The sequence below is a fragment of the Cryobacterium sp. Y50 genome, assembly GCF_002929805.1.
Lineage (GTDB): Bacteria > Actinomycetota > Actinomycetes > Actinomycetales > Microbacteriaceae > Cryobacterium.
This window is the reverse complement of sequence record NZ_PJJM01000091.1, coordinates 55,679-72,877: the sequence shown is the minus strand read 5'-3', so window position 1 is coordinate 72,877 and position 17,199 is coordinate 55,679. Positions and strand designations below refer to the sequence as shown.

The following is a 17,199-nucleotide window of genomic DNA, read 5'->3' as shown; positions in this document are numbered from 1 at the left end:
CCGGTGATGTTCTTCCAATCGGTGCTTTCGGCATCGTTGTTCTCGATGTCGTTGTGGTCAGACAAAGACTGCTCCATTCACGCGTGCGACGGCAACAATGACGGCGCCCACATTAACATAGTGATCGGCTTCAAACCGTACGTAGTGCTCGACGGGCGCGCCGACGCGCGCTTCGAGCCACTCGGGCGGCAGAGTGGCGGAGAATTCGCCCTGCGACGGGCGATGGGTGGTGAACGTCGTGGCAAGGGTTTCGTGCGCAACGTTCACCTCGAGAGCGAGGTCGAAGGAGTCGGCATCCGCTTCATTCTGAAACAGCAGATCGAGACGGATACGGTCGCTCACCGAAAAACCGGCCGACTTGCGGGTGTCCTGCACGGCCCGAATGAGGTCGCGGGCAAAACCCTCGGCCTCGAGTTCGGGCGTGGTGCTGGTAGCGAGCAGGGCGAAACCGCCGCCGGGCAGCAAGGCCAGGGCGGTTGCACCGTCACCCGCCTCGTTGTTCGCCTCAAGGGTCAGTTCGAACTCGCTTGGCTCGAGAGCGACGCCGCCGGCCGTCACGATGCCGTCGGTCTCACTCCAGTCACCGGCGCTAGCGGCCTTGATCACCTGCTGCACCTGCTTGCCGAGGCGGGGACCAGCGGCCCGAGCGTTGACGACGAGCTTGCTCGTGACACCGTAGGCGGCAGCGCTGTCATCTTCGAACTCGATCAGCGTGACCGTTTTCACGTTGAGTTCGTCGCGCAGGATGCCGACGAACGCCGATAGTGCGGCGGTGTTGCCGGTGACGACGGTGAGGTTGGTCAACGGCAGGCGCACGCGCAGGCCGGCCTGTTTGCGCAGCGACAGCACGGTGCTGCTGATCAGGCGAACCTGGTCCATCGCGGTGACGAGTTCTTCGTCGGCCGGGAACAGGGTGGCATCCGGCCAGTCTTCCAGGTGCACACTGCGACCGCCGGTGAGGCCCTGCCAAATGCGCTCTGTAACGAGCGGCAGCAGCGGAGCCGTGACCCGGCAGACGGTTTCGAGCACGGTGTACAGGGTGTCAAATGCCTCGTGGGCGGTGGCTTCGGCGGCGGCGCCACCCCAGAATCGGTCGCGGGACCGGCGCACATACCAGTTCGTGAGCACGTCGGCGAAGTCCCGCAGGCGGGCGGCGGCGACCGTGCTGTCGAGCGCTTCGAGGTCGTTGGTGACGCCGACGATGAGGTCGCGGGTCTTGGCGAGTAGGTAACGGTCGAGCACGTCGGTGGAATCGGTGCGCCAGCTGGCGTTGTAGCCGGTGGTACCGTCGGTGCCGGACGCGTTGGCGTAAAGGGAGAAGAAATACCAGGTGCTCCAGAGCGGCAGCATGACCTGGCGGGCGGCCTCGCGGATGCCTTCCTCGGTGACGACGAGGTTGCCGCCGCGCAGCACCGGCGAGCTCATCAGGAACCAGCGCATGGCGTCGGCGCCGTCGCGGTCGAAGACCTCGTTGACGTCGGGGTAGTTACGCAACGACTTGCTCATTTTCTGGCCGTCGTTGCCGAGCACGATGCCGTGACTGACGACGTTCTTGAAGGCGGGCCGGTCGAACAGTGCGGTAGAGAGTACGTGTAGCAGGTAGAACCAGCCTCGGGTCTGTCCGATGTACTCAACGATGAAGTCGGCCGGGTTGTGCGCTTCGAACCATTCCCGATTCTCGAACGGATAGTGCACCTGGGCGAAGGGCATCGAGCCGGAATCGAACCAGACGTCGAGCACGTCATCGATGCGGCGCATCGTGGACTGGCCGGTGGGGTCATCGGGGTTCGGGCGGATAAGTTCGTCGATGTAGGGCCGGTGCAGGTCGGTAGGGCGCACGCCGAAGTCGGCCTCGAGCTCGTCGAGCGAGCCGTAGACATCCGTTCGGGGGTAATCGGGGTTGTCGCTCTTCCAGACAGGGATGGGTGAACCCCAGTAGCGGTTGCGGCTGATCGACCAGTCGCGGGCATTGCCGATCCACTTGCCGAACTGTCCGTCTTTCACGTTCTCCGGAACCCAGTTCACCTCCTGGTTGAGCTCGACCATGCGCGGGCGAAAGTCGGTGACGCGCACGAACCAGCTCGACACGGCCTTATAGATGAGCGGGTTGCGGCAGCGCCAGCAGTGCGGGTAAGAGTGCTCGTAGCTGGCCTGGCGCAGCAGCCGGCCGTTGGCTTTGAGCAGCGCGGTGAGAGGCTTGTTGGCGTCGCTCCAAAGCTGACCGGCCACCTCGGGAATGTCGCTGAGAAACTTTCCGCCGTCGTCGAGGGAGAGGATGACTGGGATACCGGCGGCCTCGCAAACCTTCTGGTCCTCCTCACCGTAGGCGGGAGCCTGGTGCACGATGCCGGTGCCGTCGCTCGTGGTGACATAGTCGGCGATGACAAATCGCCAGGCCTGCTCGGTGCCCCAGACTGCGGTGTCGGCGTAGTAGTCGAACAGGCGATCGTAGCCGACGCCGGCGAGCTCGGTGCCGGTAACAGTGCGCGAAACGGATGCGACGGCGTCCGCCGCCGACTCGTAGCCCAAGTCCTTGGCATAGTTGCCGACTAGGTCGATAGCGATCAGGTATTCGGCGCCGAGTACTTCTACCAAACCGAGCGGGGCGGCAGCCGTGGAGTCAGCGCTTTCCCGCAGCACCTCGGCGTCCGGGGTGCCGTTTGGGCCGGCTGGAACAACGGCGTAGACGATGTCGGGGCCGACGGCGAGGGCCATGTTGGATGGCAGGGTCCACGGGGTGGTGGTCCAGGCCAAGGCGCGCACCGCGGTCAGGCCGAGGGCTTCGGCCTTGGTGCCGATCAGCGGAAAGGTGACCGTGACGGTCTGGTCCTGGCGCATCTTGTAGACGTCGTCGTCCATGCGCAGTTCATGGTTGGAGAGCGGGGTCTGGTCACGCCAGCAATACGGCAACACCCGGTAGCCCTCATAGGCGAGTCCCTTGGTGTGCAGCTGTTTGAAGGCCCAGATCACCGACTCCATGAAGGTGATGTCGAGGGTCTTGTAGTCGTTGTCAAAGTCGACCCAGCGGGCTTGGCGAGTGACGTACTCTTCCCAGTCCTTGGTGTACTCGAGCACCGACTCCCGGGCGACCGTGTTGAACGCGGCGAGGCCCATCTCTTCGATTTGGCTCTTGTCGGTGATGCCGAGCTTGCGTTCGGCCTCCAGTTCGGCCGGCAGACCGTGGGTGTCCCAACCGAACCGGCGGTGCACCTGCTTGCCGCGCATGGTCTGAAACCGGGGGAATAGGTCTTTGGCGTAGCCAGTGAGCAGGTGCCCGTAATGCGGCAGGCCGTTGGCGAACGGCGGGCCGTCGTAGAAGGTCCATTCCTCGGCACCGTCACGCTGGTCGATCGAGGCCTGAAAGGTGTCGTCGTTCTTCCAGAATTCGAGCACCTCGTTTTCGAGTGCGGGAAAGTTCGGGGAGGGAACGATGGCCCCGCTAGACACGCTGTCAGGGGCGTTTCGGTTCTTCGGGTACAAAATGTTTCTCCTACCGGGACGGGTCGCTGGGGCCCTGCTCCACGAGGACGAACGATTCTGTAGAAATCGCCGCGGTACCACCTCGCTTGCCGCCCAATACCGCGAGCGACCGCTTGTTCACAGGCTGTAACGGGCCCGACTCGTTCGGTTCTACTAAGACGTTTACCCGAGGGTGAACATTCGTTCTTCCGAAGACTTCCCGGTGATGGCCGGGTCACTGTCATCCAGCTTCGATTATACCGGAGCGAAACGGCGTTAGTGTTATGGGTCGGCCCATTCGCACGATGGGTCGGTTCAGTTGAGACCAACTCGGCAACGGATGTCGGGGAAAGAGTTTGTGAATGCCCGCTCAGCTCGCCCCGATCACTACTGCAACGCGCACCACTCGCGCCCTCGGAGCTCTTGTCGGCCTGGTCACCGTCGGCCTGCTGGTCGCCGGCTGCACGCCGACCTCCTCAAACGACCCCGTCGGCGAGCCGCGAAGCAGCGGCACCCTCACCTATGCCTCGGGCGACGCCGAACCGAACTGCCTCGACCCGCACGTCGGCGGAAACTTTCCGCAGGGAATGATTAGCGCGCAGTACCTGGAGTCGCTGGTCTCCCGCGATTCCTCCGGCCAGATCATTCCGTGGCTGGCCGAGTCCTGGACGCCGAGCGGCGACGGCCTGACCTGGGACTTCACCCTGCGCGGCGACGTCACTTTCACCGACGGAACCGTCTTCGACGCCGCAGCCGTGCAGGCGAATATCGCCCACCTGCAAGACCCCGAAACGCTGTCCTCGACCGGATACCTCGCCCTCGGCAAAGTTGCCCGAGTTGAGGCCGTCTCCCCCACTGTTGTGCGTTTTACGCTGACCGAACCCGACAGCGCTCTGCTCGAGTCGCTGTCGCAGGTGTGGCTTGCGATGGAATCCCCTGCGGCGCTTGAGCGCAGCCAGGACGAGAACTGTGCCACCCCGGTGGGCACCGGCCCGTTCGTCGTTGAGAGCTGGGTCAAGCAGAACGCGATCACGCTCGTGCGCAATGAGAATTATGTCTCCCCGCCGGAGGATGCCGCTCATTCCGGCCCTGCCTACCTCGACAAGGTTATCTGGCGCTTCATTCCCGACTCGGCCTCCCGTTACGCCGCGCTGCAGTCCGGCGAGGTCGACGTGATCGACAACGCCCAACCCGACACCATTGTGCAGGCCAAGCAGAGCGATTCGATCGAGCAGCTGGACTCGCCGCGCCCCGGCGCCTCCAACCGCATTGAACTGAACTCGGGTCAGGCACCGTTCAACGATGTGCGGGTTCGTGAGGCGTTCATCCGCTCGGCGAACGTCGACGCCGCCGTCTCAAGCCTGTTCCAGGGCACCGCCACCCGGTCGTACTCGGCCCTGTCGAGCGTCGAGACCATGGGCGTGTCGAACGATGCCCTGTTTGACTACGCCCCGTCCGCTGCCGAGGAACTGCTTGATGCGGCCGGCTGGAGTGAAACGGATGCCGCCGGCTACCGTGTCAAAGACGGCGTGCGACTCTCGGTGGAATTTCCAGTGAGCACCAACCAGTCCATTCCGGCCGAGCAGAGCGTGTTTGAACAGATCCAGGCCACGGCCAAAGAGACCGGTTTCGAAGTGAAGCTCGCCCCGATGGATCTCTCCAGCTGGTACGCCGCGCTCGCCACCAACGACTACGACGCCGTAAGCGCGCCGTATACCAAGGTCGGCCCCGACGTGCTGCGTATTCTGTATCACTCCGACAGCATCGTGCCGGCCCCGAGCGGGTACTTCGCCAACCTCGCCCAGGTCAACGACCCCGAGATCGATGAACTGCTCACGACTGCGGCCCAAACCGCGGATGAGAAGGAGCGCACGTCGCTCTACGCCGAAGCGCAGGAGCGCATTTTAGAGGGCTTCTACATTCTGCCTCTCTACGACCAGCAGAACCACTATCTGCTGCGCAACGACGTTGTTGGCCTGCGCACGCTGCCGACCGTGGCCGTGCCCACGCTGTACGACGCGTGGCTGAACCGGTAGCGTCGACCGATCGCTCCGGGCTGCGGATGCTCGGCCGACTCGGCGTGCGCCTGGCCGGAGCGGTCTTCGTGCTATGGGCCGTGGCATCCGTCACTTTTTTTGCGGTGCGGTTGATTCCCGGCGACCCGGCCCAGGCTGTGCTCGGTGGCCCTGGTTCGCAGGCCTCTCCCGAAGCACTCGCGGCGGTCACCGCCGAATACGGCTTCGACCAGCCCGTCTTCACTCAGTACCTCACCCAGCTTGGTCGCCTCGCGACCGGTGACCTCGGGCGGTCCTACGCCCTTAATATGGAGGTCGGTCCGCTCGTTCTGGCCCAGCTCGGCGGCACCCTGCTGCTCGCCGTGCTCGCCCTCGGCCTGGCCTGGGTGATCGCGCTGGCACTGGCCACCTGGTCGACGCGCGGTGGTCGGGTCGCCGCGCGGGTGGGGTCGAGCCTCGAAATCGTCGCCGCGGCGCTGCCGCACTTCTGGCTCGCGACCTCACTCATCGTCGTGTTCAGCATCTGGCTCGGCGTCCTGCCCCCGATCAGCACCGCTGGAGTGGCCGGACTGGTCTTACCGGTGTTCACCCTGGCCATTCCGCTGGCCGGCTTCCTCGGGCAGATCATGCGCGAATCATTGCTGATCGCCCTGGAAAGCCCGTTCGTGCTCTCGGCGCGGGCGCGCGGCGAGGGCGCGCGCGGTGTGCGCTGGATCCACGCGCTGCGCCATGCCTCCCTGCCGGCGATCAGCCTCTCCGGCTGGGCCTTTGGCTCACTGATCAGTGGCGCTGTCGTCGTCGAGACCATTTTCGCCCGGCCAGGGCTTGGCCGCACCCTGCTGAACGCGGTTACCCTGCGCGATGTTCCGGTGGTAATCGGCGTCGTGATGATCGTCGCCGTTGCCTATATTCTGATGACTTTGCTGACGGATGCCGTCAGTCGCCTGGTCGATCCCCGGCTGCGACTCTCGTGAGCGATCTCGAGGTGCAGGCCGAGCTGGCCGCGTATTCCAGCCAGTCCGTTCGGCCACGACGTCTGGCAGTGGCCGAGGGCCTGGCCGGCTTGCTCGCCCTCTTTCTGTTGATCGCGGCAGTGGTGCCGCAGTTTCTGGCCCCTGGCGATCCACTCGCAATCGACCCGCTGGCGGCGTTTTCGCCGCCGACCTTCGCGCACGGTTTTGGCACCGACGAATCCGGTCGCGATATTTATACCCGGGTCGTGCATGGCACCCAGTACTCGCTCGTGATCGGTCTCGCCGCGACGGCGATCGGCCTGGGGCTCGGCGTGGTACTCGGCACCCTGGCCGGAATGCTCGGCCCGGTCGTCGACTTCACCGTGAACCGGTTTCTTGAGGTGCTGTTCGCGTTTCCCGGTCTACTGTTAGCCCTGCTGTTCATCCTGGTGTTCGGCCCCGGCGTGGCGACGGCGACGATCGCGGTCGGGCTGTCCACCGCCCCTGGCTACGCTCGCATCATTCGCGCGCAGCTTATCGCCGTGCGCGGTGCCGCCTTCGTCGAGGCCGCGACCGTGCTCGGCCGCACCCGCTGGCAGATATTGGCGCGTCATATTCTGCCCAATACGCTCGCGCCGCTGTTCGTGCTCGCGACTCTCGGCGTCGGCCAGGCGATCGTCTGGGCCGCAACACTGAGCTATCTCGGCCTCGGTGCCGAACCGCCGACCGCAGAGTGGGGCGCGATGCTCTCGGCCGGACGTACCTACATCACCTCGGCCTGGTGGATGAGTTTTTTTCCCGGTGTGTTCATCGTGCTCACCGCCGTGACCGCCACCGTGCTCGGCCGCAGCATCGACCGACGAATGCGGCACGCATGAGCGCCACCGCAGCGCTGACCGTACACAACCTGCGTGTTGGCTTCGGCGCCGCCGAGCCGGTTGTGAGAGGAGTGTCGTTCGAGATAGCGCCGGGCGAGTGCCTCGCCATCGTCGGCGAATCCGGTTCGGGCAAAAGTGTCACCGCGCGCAGCCTGCTCGGACTCGCCGGCGGTAACGCCCGGGTACAGGCCGACCGGCTCGACCTCGGCGGGCGTAGCGTGCAGGGGTTGACCGACCGGGCCTGGGAGTCTCGGCGCGGCAAGGACGTCGGCCTGGTGCTGCAAGATGCCCTGGTCTCCCTCGACCCGCTTCGGCCGATCGGGCGGGAGATCGCCGACTCGCTGCGGCTGCACACGACCCTGGGGGCTGCGGCTCGTGCCCGCCGAGTGATCGAACTGCTCGATGCGGTCGGGTTGCCCGACCCTGCCCACCAGGTACAGAAACGGTCGGGCCAGCTTTCCGGCGGAGAACGCCAGCGGGCGCTCATCGCAGCCGCGATCGCACTGGATCCACCGCTGCTCATCGCCGACGAACCGACGACGGCGCTCGACGTGACCGTGCAGGCGCAGATTCTGGCGTTGCTCGAGCAGATCAAACGGAGCGGCACCGCCCTGCTTTTGATCAGCCACGACCTTGCAGTGGTGAGCCGTATCGCCGATCGGGTTGCCTTGATGCACGACGGCCTGCTCATTGAATCCGGCCCGACCGAACAGGTGCTGGGTTCCCCGCAGCACGAACAGACGCGCAGCATGGTCGCTGCTGTTCCGGCCGATAAGCCGCGCGGCACCCGGCTGAGCCCCATGGATTCCCCCGCCGCCCGCACTATTCCCCGTTCACCGGCTCCAGCCCCGACCGCCACAGAGCAGGGCGAAATCGTGCTTGAGGCCATCGGCCTGACCAGGAGTTTTCGGCGTCCAGATGGCAGTCGGCAGCTCGCCGTCGACGATGTCTCGTTCGCGTTGCACCGGGGCAGCACCCTCGGTATCGTCGGTGAGTCAGGCTCCGGAAAAACCACGACGGCTCGCCTGGTGCTCGCGCTGCTGGAGCCGGAGCAGGGCGAGGTACAGCTGTTCGGCCGGCCGTGGAGTTCGATCGCCGAGAAGAAACGGCGGGGGCGGCGTCCAGGCGTTGGGGCGATCTATCAGGATGCCCTCGGCTCGTTCGATCCACGCCGCAGCGTCGCGGAGATTCTCGCGGATGCCCTCGGTTCCGCGCTCACCCACTCACGGGGTTCGCGGCGGTCGCCGCAGAGCCTTGCCCGGCTCACGACGCTGTTAGACGAAGTCGGACTGGCCGGAACAGTGCTGTCGCGGCGCCCGCTCGAACTTTCCGGCGGACAGCGCCAGCGCGTCGGTATCGCCAGGGCACTGGCCGGGCGTCCCGAAATCCTTATCTGCGACGAGCCCGTCTCTTCCCTCGACGTGAGTGTTCAGGCGCAGGTGCTCGATCTCCTCGACGACGTGCAGCGGGAGCGCGGACTCAGCCTGATCTTTATTTCGCACGACCTCGGGGTCGTGCAGCATATCAGCGACGATGTCGCGGTGATGCGCAGCGGACGCATCGTGGAGAGCGGACCGGCGGCGCGCGTGTTCGCCGCACCGCAGCATCCGTATTCGGTGCAATTGCTCAAGGCTGTGCCCCGATTACTCGGGTAAACACCTGCCGACGCGCTCCACGGTTCTGCCCGTTCAAGGAAAAAGAGCCGATCGGGTAGATTGGATGGGCAGACTTAGGCACCTCATCATCGACACGGTGCCACATACGAACCGGAGAACTATGACCACCGCCGATCGCGTCCCAGAAAAGCCCGTCCTCGAAGGGCTTGAAGCCAAATGGGAGTCCCGCTGGGAGTCCGATGGCACTTATCGCTTCGCTCGGGAGAACGCCACCCGCGAGTCGATTTACTCGATCGACACTCCCCCGCCGACCGCCTCCGGATCGCTGCACATCGGCCACGTGTTCTCGTACACCCACACGGATGTCATCGCCCGCTTTCAGCGCATGCGTGGCAAGAACGTGTTCTACCCGATGGGCTGGGACGACAACGGCCTGCCCACCGAGCGTCGGGTGCAGAACTACTATGGTGTGCGCTGCGACCCCTCCCTCGGCTATACCGACAACTTCGTTCCGCCGTTCGAGGGCGGCGACGGCAAGAGCTCGAAGGCCGCCGACCAGCTGCCGATCAGCCGCCGCAACTTCATTGAACTGTGCGAGACCCTCACCAAAGAAGATGAGAAGCAATTCGAGGCACTCTGGCGCACCCTCGGCCTGAGCGTTGATTGGACCCAGACCTACCGCACCATCGGCAAGGAAGCGCTGTACACCTCGCAGCTGGCCTTCCTCGGCAACGTCGAGCGCGGCGAGGCCTACCAGGCGATGGCACCGACCCTGTGGGACGTCACGTTCCGCACCGCGGTGGCCCAGGCCGAACTCGAAGACAAGGATATGCCGGCCGCCTACCATCGGGTATCGTTCCTGAAGCCGGATGGCACGACAATCGAGATCGAAACGACCCGTCCGGAGCTGATGCCGGCCTGCGTGGCCCTGGTGGCGCATCCGGATGACGAACGGTACAAGCACCTGTTCGGCACCACGGTGACCACCCCCGTGTTCGGTGTCGAGGTTCCCGTTCTCGCCCACCACCTCGCCCAGAAGGACAAGGGCTCGGGGATTGCCATGATTTGCACCTTCGGCGACGTGACCGACGTCGTCTGGTGGCGGGAGCTGAACCTGCCCAACCGTGCCATCATGGGCTTCGACGGCCGCATCATCGCCGAGATACCCGAGGTGATCACCTCCGAGGCCGGCCGCGCAGCCTACACGCAGCTCGCCGGTAAGACCGTGTTCGGCGCCAAGGCCGCCGTGGTCGAGCTGTTGAAAGCCAGCGGCGACCTGATCGGCGAACCAAAACCGATCGTGCACGCGGTGAAATTCTTCGAAAAAGGCGACAAGCCGCTCGAAATCGTCTCGACCCGACAGTGGTATATCCGCAACGGCGCTCGCGACGAAGAGCTGCGCGCCCGCCTGCTCGAGCACGGCACCGAGCTGGCCTGGCACCCCGAATTCATGAAGGTGCGCTATGAGAACTGGGTCAATGGCCTCACCGGCGACTGGCTCGTCTCTCGCCAGCGCTTCTTCGGCGTCCCCCTGCCGGTCTGGTATCCGCTCGACGCTGACTCCAACCCGGTCTTCGACCAGCCCATCGTCGCTACCCGCGACCTGCTGCCGGTTGACCCCTCATCGGATGCCGCACCCGGCTACACCGACGGCCAGCGCGGCCAGGCCAACGGTTTCGTCGGCGAAGTCGATGTGATGGATACCTGGGCCACTTCCTCGCTCACGCCGCAGCTCGCTGGCGGCTGGGAGCAGAACCCGGAGCTATTCGACCTGGTCTTTCCGTACTCGCTGCGCCCGCAGGGCCAGGACATCATTCGCACCTGGCTGTTCTCGACCCTGCTGCGCGCCGAGCAGCAGCACGGCAAGTCGCCGTGGCAGCACGCCGCGCTCAGCGGCTTCATCGTCGACCCTGACCGCAAGAAGATGTCGAAGTCGAAGGGCAACGTGGTCACCCCGGCTGACATGCTTGAGAAGCACGGATCCGACGCGGTGCGCTACTGGGCGGCCTCCTCACGTCTCGGCACCGACGCGGCCTTCGACCCGCAGAACCCGACGCAGATCAAGATCGGCCGTCGCCTCGCGATCAAGATTCTCAACGCGAGCAAGTTTGTGTCGATGTCGCAGGGCAGCATCGACGCACCGGTGACCGAGCCGGTCGACCAGAGCATGCTCGCCGGGCTGACTGCCGTCGTTGCCCAGGCCACGATCGCGTTCGAGAACTACGACCACGCTCGCGCGCTGGAAACCACCGAGAGCTTCTTCTGGACGTTCTGCGACGACTACCTCGAACTGGTCAAGGAGCGCGCCTACGGCGAGCCCGGAACCGGCCAGGCATCCGCTGTTGCTGCGCTGCGCACCGCGCTGGCCACCCTGCTGCGCCTGTTCGCACCGTTCGTGCCGTTCGCGACCGAAGAAGCTTGGTCTTGGTCGCACGAGGGTTCGGTGCACACCGCGCCGTGGCCGGTCGCGGCTGACCTGCTCGGCAGCGATGGGGTTGCCACCGGCAACATCGCCCTGCTGGATTTGGCCAGTCGCGCGCTCACCGGCATCCGTCGGGCAAAAACGGATGCCAAGGCCTCCCAGAAGTCCGAGCTGGATTCCGCCGTAATCTGCGGTGCACCCGCCGAAATCGCGCTCCTGACCCTGGCTTCCGCCGATCTTAAAGCGGTCGGCCGCATTCAAGAATTAACCTTTGTCGACGGCAGCGAACTCGCCGTGACTGACATCGTGTTCGCCACCGTGTTGGAAAGTTAGGAAACCAAATGTCAGTTACCGTACGCCCGCTGGGCGACAAGGACTTCTTCCCCTGGCTGGGCCTGTTTGAGGGTTACAGCGCGTTCTACGAGAGCGAGTTGACCGACCAGATCGCGCTGCAGGTCTGGAGCTGGATCATCGACGCGAACAACCCCCTCTACGGTGCCGTCGCGGTCAATGACGCCGGCGACTTCGTCGGTTTCGCACACTTGCGCACCGTGCCGCGTACGCTCAGTGGCGATCTTGCACTCTTTCTCGATGACCTGTTCGTGACCGAGGAGTCCCGTGGCCAGGGTGTGGCCACTGCGCTGATGGACTTCAGCAAGGCCTACGCGCGTGAGCACAAGCTGGCCCAGCTACAGTTGCTGACCGCCGCCGACAACGCCACCGCCCAGGTGCTCTACGACCAGGTCGGCACCCGCACCGACTGGGTCACCTACGAGATCGACGTCTAGTCATGCAACTCGGCACTCGTTGGTCGCTCGGCGGCACCTTGCCGGCCGGCCTCCCCCACGTCGTGGAAATCGCTGTGCAGGCTGTGCAGGAGGACCTCGCTGCCCTCGCCGTGGACACCAGCACCTGGCGCTGGACGCTGACTTGGCTGGAGTCCAAGCCGGTGATCGAGCTGGACGATGGCACCATCATTCGATTCAACCCGGTCGATGACAGCGCCACCATCACCCAGCCTTCCACCAACACGGATGACGATGACGATGACTGGATCTGAAACCGCAGGTGTAGCAGAGGATTGATACACGTGCTAGTCTCACGTGTATTGCTTAATTGATACACATAAGGTGGCGCGCATGATCTTCCTGGCTTTTATTCTGCTGACGCTTGTCATCGTGGCGATCGTGGGGGTCACTAGCCGCAAGCGCACCGCGGCGCTTAGCATCACGGTCTCCGGCACCGGGACCGCCGCCGCCCGGCGCTTCGCCCGAACGATCCTGCTGCGCAATATCGGTGTCCTCGCGGTGACCGGCGTAGTTCTCGGCCTGCTCAACCTGGTCAATGACGCGCAACCCGGCTGGTACGGCTTGCCGCTGATGCTCGCGCCCGGTCTGGCCGCCGTCGCCGGCCTGCTGGTCTTCGCCCTGGCTCCGACCCGCATGGTCAGCACCGGGTCATCTAGACGTTCGGCCGACCTGCTGCCACGCCGGCCATGGAGCTACGGCCCAGCCTGGGGATTTCTGCTTCCCCTGATCGCGGCCGCGGCGGTCATCGCCTTCGCCATCGTTGCCGGATTCGCCTCGAGCCCGACGCCGGATGGCAGCTATCGCTCGATCACCGTGGGGTCGAGCACGTCCGGCCCCTACCCCGGCTGGTTCTACGGGCTGCCCTTGATTGGCCTGACCGTGCTACTCGCCGCCGCCACCCTATTCGCACTCGGGCGGATCGCCTCATCCCCGCGCTCCGAAAGTTTCGGCGAACTCGACCGGATTGTGCGTGTTTTGGCCACCCGGGTGGTCATGCAGCTGAGCTCCGGGGCGTTGTTTCTTTACTTCGGCGGCGTGCTCCTGTTCGCCGGCTGGGCCACGACGAACGCCGCGACGGTTTTCGCCCCCGGCGACGGTGGGGTCGTCTCCAACGTGCAGCCGGCGGCCTTCATCGGCCTCAGTGAGGTCATCGTCGGGCTGCTGATGGCACTCCTTGGCGGCGTCCTAGTAGTGCTGTCCCTGCTCGATGCAACCAGGCAGCCGCTGGCGCGCGTAGCCGGAACGGGCAACAAGAAAGCGGATGCCGCATCCGCTCACCCAGCATGATCACCATCGACGACGGCGATCCCAGGCCGCCGTTCGAACAGATTCGCGGGCAGCTGGCCGACCAGATTCGCGCTGGAACGCTCGCCGCTGGGCAACGACTGCCAGCGGTGCGCCAGCTCGCGGTTGATCTGCGCGTGGCCGCGGGAACTGTCGCTCGCGCCTACGCCGCCCTGGAGACCGCGGGTCTGCTCACGACCAGTCGTGGCAGCGGCACCAGGGTTCGGCCCGATCAGGAGCTCGGTGCTGACTCCCGCTCCAGCGCTCGGCGCTTCGTGCAGGCGCAACGGCGAGACGGTGCCAACCTCGATGAGGCCCTCAGCGCGGTGCGCGTCGAGTGGACGCGGGATACTCCCGCGTAGGGTGCGGGTACGCGGTCAGGACCGGGCGAGAATCTCGCCGTGGGGCATACCGAACCAGTCGGTCGAATCGTGCACCCACGCCCGCCAGGCAGCGGCTATCCGTTTCTGGTCGGCCAGGTCTGCCACGCCGGCTTCAATGGCGTGGGCTGCGAAAGCCGACTCGGTCACCCGCACGGCACAGGCTTTGAGTAATCGCCCGGGGTCGGGTTCGCCGCCGTTCCAGTAATGCACCTCGCGGTAGACCGCATCCACTCGGACAGGCCGTCGCTGGCCGGGGCGTTGATGGCCGGGGCGATCATCACTCCGCCGTAGTCGATGTCGCGGGCCGCGAACACGCCACCGGGGCGCAGCACCCGCCGAATCTCAGCCATGGCGGCAATGGGACGAGCCAGGTGTTGCATCACCTGGTGGGCATGCACGATGTCAAAGGATGCGTTAGCAAAGTCGAGTGCGTAAACGTCGCCGATCTGAAAACTCACATTGTGCACGCCCTCATCGGCAGCCAGCTTCGCCGCGTGGTCGATGATCTTTGAAGAAACGTCGATACCGACCACCTGGCCGGGCGAGACGCGTCGCGCCAAATCGACCGTGATCGTGCCGGGGCCGCACCCCACGTCAAGCAGCTTGGCGCTGGCGGTCAGTTCCGGAATCAGGCGAGCGGCAGAGTTGACCACGGTGCGCCAGGCATGTGAACGCAGCACACTTTCGTGGTAGCCGTGAATGCACTTGTCCCGTGGAGCGGACTCGGAGCTTCCGGGCTGGTTCGTCATGGTCAAATTTTACGTCTTGCGGTGCGGCCTGGGCGCAAGCCCGGAAGTCGATCATCCGGCACGGCTTACCGCTGTCAGGATGGCCGCGCCAAGATCAGTTGGCCGGGTGAATTGCGGCCAATGTCCGGTCGGTAAGTCAACGTATTCCACATCAAGAATGTGCCTCAATTCGGACACATGCGCGTCTCCCTGTTCGATCCACGCGGCCAGCATGCTCGACGAAAACTCGCAGGCGATGACCGTGACCGGCAGGGCATACCGTCTGAGGTCGTACAGTTTCTGGCGGTCAACGGGCCCATTGAGAGCGTCGAACACCGCAATGACAGCATCAATGTGCGTGCTCAGACCCACCCCCGCGCGCGGATTCCTTCCAGCCCGGGCAGCGTTAGCGGGTACACCCGATGTCCTGCCGAGACGAGCGTCGGGGTCACCGCCGACCATGACGAACCGTCCAGCCAGAATCCGGGAACCAGAATGATGTCCATGGAGGCACTGTATAGCGGGCCACCGACAGATGCAGCCCAAGCGGCCAGGTCGCAAGCCTTGGCTAGTCTGGGGATATGGCTTCCACCGCAAACAATCCCTTTTTCGCCCGTAGCACCCTGCCCCACCAGCTGCCACCCTTCGCCGAGATTGAGGACGCCCACTATCGGCCGGCCTTCCTGCAGGGCATGCGCGAACAACTCGCCGACGTCAAGTCCATCACCAGGCGAGCGGATGCCGCCACCTTCGAGAACACGCTCGTCGCGCTCGAGCGCAGCGGGCAGACACTTGCCCGAGTCGCCGAAGTCTTCTTCAACAAAAGCTCGTCCGACTCCAATGTCTTCACCACTGACCTCGAAACAGAACTCGCTCCGCTGCTCGCAGCCCACGCCGACGCCATCCGGCTCGATCCAGCCCTGTATGCGCGCATCGCCGCCCTGCACGCACAGCGCAGCAGCCTGGAACTGGACGCTGAGTCGCTCTACCTGCTCGACCGGTACTTCACCGAGTTCACCCTCGCCGGAGCTGCACTGAGCGATGACGACAAGTTGGAGCTTCGCCAGTTCAACTCTCGGCTGTCAACCCTGACCACCCAATTCGAGAAGAACCTGTTGGCCGACACCAACGAACTCGCGCTTGTCATCGACAATGCGTCCGAGCTCGACGGGCTGACCGATGGCGAGATATCCGCTGCTGGCGAGGCCGCCCGTGACCGTGGCCTCGCCGGGCAGTACCTGATCAGTCTGGTCCTGCCGACCTCACACCCCTACCTTGCGAGCCTGACCAACCGTGCCGTGCGGGAACGGTTGCTGACGGCGAGCCGCGCACGGGGCATCCGTTCTGATGCCGCTGGGGCCGCCAACGACAACCGGCCTCTCGTGATCGAGATCACCCACCTGCGCGCCCAGCGTGCGCGCCTGCTCGGGTTCGACAGCCATGCCGCCTACGTAACCGCAGATGAAACGGCCAAGACCCCCGGCGCCGTCTGGGATCTGCTCGGGCGCCTCGCACCGGCCGCTGCCCGCAACGCTCTGGTCGAACAGGCCGACTTGCAGGCGGTGATCGATGCCGAGGGCGGCAGCTTCGAGCTGGCGGCCTGGGACTGGGCATTCTTCACCGAGAAGGTACGCCGGGCGAAGTTCGACATCGATACCGCAGCCATGCGTCCCTATTTCGAGCTCGAGAGCGTACTCACGAACGGAGTGTTCTTCGCCGCCCAGAAGCTGTACGGTCTGACCTTCACCGCGCGGCCTGATCTGGTGGGCTGGCACCCCGAGTCGAGGGTGTTCGAAGTCTTCGCCGAAGACGGCTCGCCGGTCGGGCTGTACGTCGGTGATTTCTACACCCGCGATTCCAAGCGAGGCGGGGCCTGGATGAACGCCCTCGTCTCGCAGTCGACGCTTCTCGGCACAGAGACCACCGTCGTCTGCAACAACCTCAACGTGTCCAGACCGGCGGCCGGTCAGCCGACACTGCTGACCTACGACCAGGTGACGACCCTGTTCCATGAGTTCGGCCACGCCCTGCACGGCCTGCTCGCGCGCGCGACTTACCCCAAATTTTCCGGCACCAACGTATACCGGGACTTCGTCGAATTTCCCAGCCAGGTCAACGAAATGTGGATGCTCTGGCCCGAGGTCCTCACGAACTATGCCCGCCACTTCCAAACCGGTGAGCCGATGCCACAACACCTCGTCGACCGCATCCAGGCTTCCTCTGCCTTCAACGAGGGCTTTCTGACCAGCGAATATCTGGCCGCAGCGCTCCTCGATCAGGCCTGGCACCGCATCGACGCCGACACGATCGTCACCGACGTTGCACAGTTCGAAGCGGATGCCCTCGCCGCCGTCGGCCTCGACAATCCGGCTATCCCCACCCGCTATGCGAGCACCTATTTCGCTCACACGTTCTCGGGCGGCTACGACGCCGGGTATTACTCCTATATCTGGAGTGAGGTTCTCGACGCCGACACCGTCCTGTGGTTCAAGGCGAAAGGCGGCCTCACCCGCGCCAACGGCGACCGCTTTCGGGATCGTTTGCTCGGTGTCGGCGGCACCAAAGATCCGCGTGAGGCCTACCGGCACTGGTGCGGCCGGGACGCGGAGCTGCAGCCGCTGCTCGACCGCCGCGGCCTCAACTAGGACGATG

Annotated in this window: 11 protein-coding genes and 2 pseudogenes; 10 read left to right on the top strand and 3 right to left on the bottom strand. The window is 64.9% G+C overall.

Features of this window, described 5'->3' with window-relative positions; translation table 11 throughout:
* Positions 1-57 precede the first annotated feature (57 nt).
* Positions 58-3,483: an isoleucine--tRNA ligase gene (gene ileS, locus CXY73_RS10900; RefSeq protein ID WP_104177735.1), complete on the bottom strand. Its 3,426-nt coding sequence runs from the start codon at positions 3,481-3,483 to the stop codon at positions 58-60.
* Positions 3,484-3,821: 338 nt separating this feature from the next.
* Between ileS and CXY73_RS10895 the strand changes: the two genes are divergently transcribed.
* The 9 genes from CXY73_RS10895 (at position 3,822) to CXY73_RS10855 (ending at position 13,798) form a co-directional block, all read left to right on the top strand.
* Positions 3,822-5,495, top strand: coding sequence for an ABC transporter substrate-binding protein (locus CXY73_RS10895; RefSeq protein WP_104177721.1), 1,674 nt, complete (start codon positions 3,822-3,824; stop codon positions 5,493-5,495).
* A gap of 26 nt (positions 5,496-5,521) precedes the next feature.
* A complete protein-coding gene (locus tag CXY73_RS10890) occupies positions 5,522-6,448 on the top strand; it encodes an ABC transporter permease (RefSeq protein ID WP_104135756.1) in 927 nt (308 codons plus the stop codon).
* Positions 6,445-7,305, top strand: a complete 861-nt coding sequence (locus tag CXY73_RS10885; protein WP_369831236.1) for an ABC transporter permease — start codon at positions 6,445-6,447, stop codon at positions 7,303-7,305. Before CXY73_RS10890 ends, CXY73_RS10885 begins: the two co-directional genes overlap by 4 nt.
* Entirely contained in the window at positions 7,302-8,960 is a 1,659-nt protein-coding gene (locus CXY73_RS10880) for an ABC transporter ATP-binding protein (protein WP_104177720.1), read from the top strand. Before CXY73_RS10885 ends, CXY73_RS10880 begins: the two co-directional genes overlap by 4 nt.
* 121 nt (positions 8,961-9,081) lie before the next feature.
* Entirely contained in the window at positions 9,082-11,676 is a 2,595-nt protein-coding gene (gene valS, locus CXY73_RS10875; protein ID WP_104177719.1) for a valine--tRNA ligase, read from the top strand.
* A gap of 8 nt (positions 11,677-11,684) precedes the next feature.
* Complete coding sequence (locus CXY73_RS10870) at positions 11,685-12,131, top strand: GNAT family N-acetyltransferase (RefSeq protein WP_104135702.1); 447 nt, start codon at positions 11,685-11,687, stop codon at positions 12,129-12,131.
* Between the two features lie 2 nt (positions 12,132-12,133).
* A complete protein-coding gene (locus CXY73_RS10865) occupies positions 12,134-12,403 on the top strand; it encodes a hypothetical protein (RefSeq protein ID WP_104135703.1) in 270 nt (89 codons plus the stop codon).
* 79 nt (positions 12,404-12,482) lie between these two features.
* A complete protein-coding gene (locus CXY73_RS10860; RefSeq protein ID WP_104177718.1) occupies positions 12,483-13,439 on the top strand; it encodes a hypothetical protein in 957 nt (318 codons plus the stop codon).
* On the top strand, positions 13,436-13,798 hold the full coding sequence (locus CXY73_RS10855; protein WP_104135705.1) for a GntR family transcriptional regulator: 363 nt from the start codon (positions 13,436-13,438) through the stop codon (positions 13,796-13,798). Before CXY73_RS10860 ends, CXY73_RS10855 begins: the two co-directional genes overlap by 4 nt.
* 15 nt (positions 13,799-13,813) lie before the next feature.
* Here the strand turns inward: CXY73_RS10855 and CXY73_RS10850 are convergent.
* Both CXY73_RS10850 and CXY73_RS10845 read right to left on the bottom strand, forming a co-directional pair.
* Positions 13,814-14,568, bottom strand: a pseudogene (locus CXY73_RS10850) (class I SAM-dependent methyltransferase).
* A 51-nt stretch (positions 14,569-14,619) separates the two neighbouring features.
* A pseudogene (locus tag CXY73_RS10845) lies at positions 14,620-15,053 on the bottom strand (alpha/beta fold hydrolase).
* Between the two features lie 75 nt (positions 15,054-15,128).
* Here CXY73_RS10845 and CXY73_RS10840 point away from each other — a divergent pair.
* Positions 15,129-17,192, top strand: coding sequence for a M3 family metallopeptidase (locus CXY73_RS10840; protein WP_104177717.1), 2,064 nt, complete (start codon positions 15,129-15,131; stop codon positions 17,190-17,192).
* Positions 17,193-17,199 lie beyond the last annotated feature (7 nt).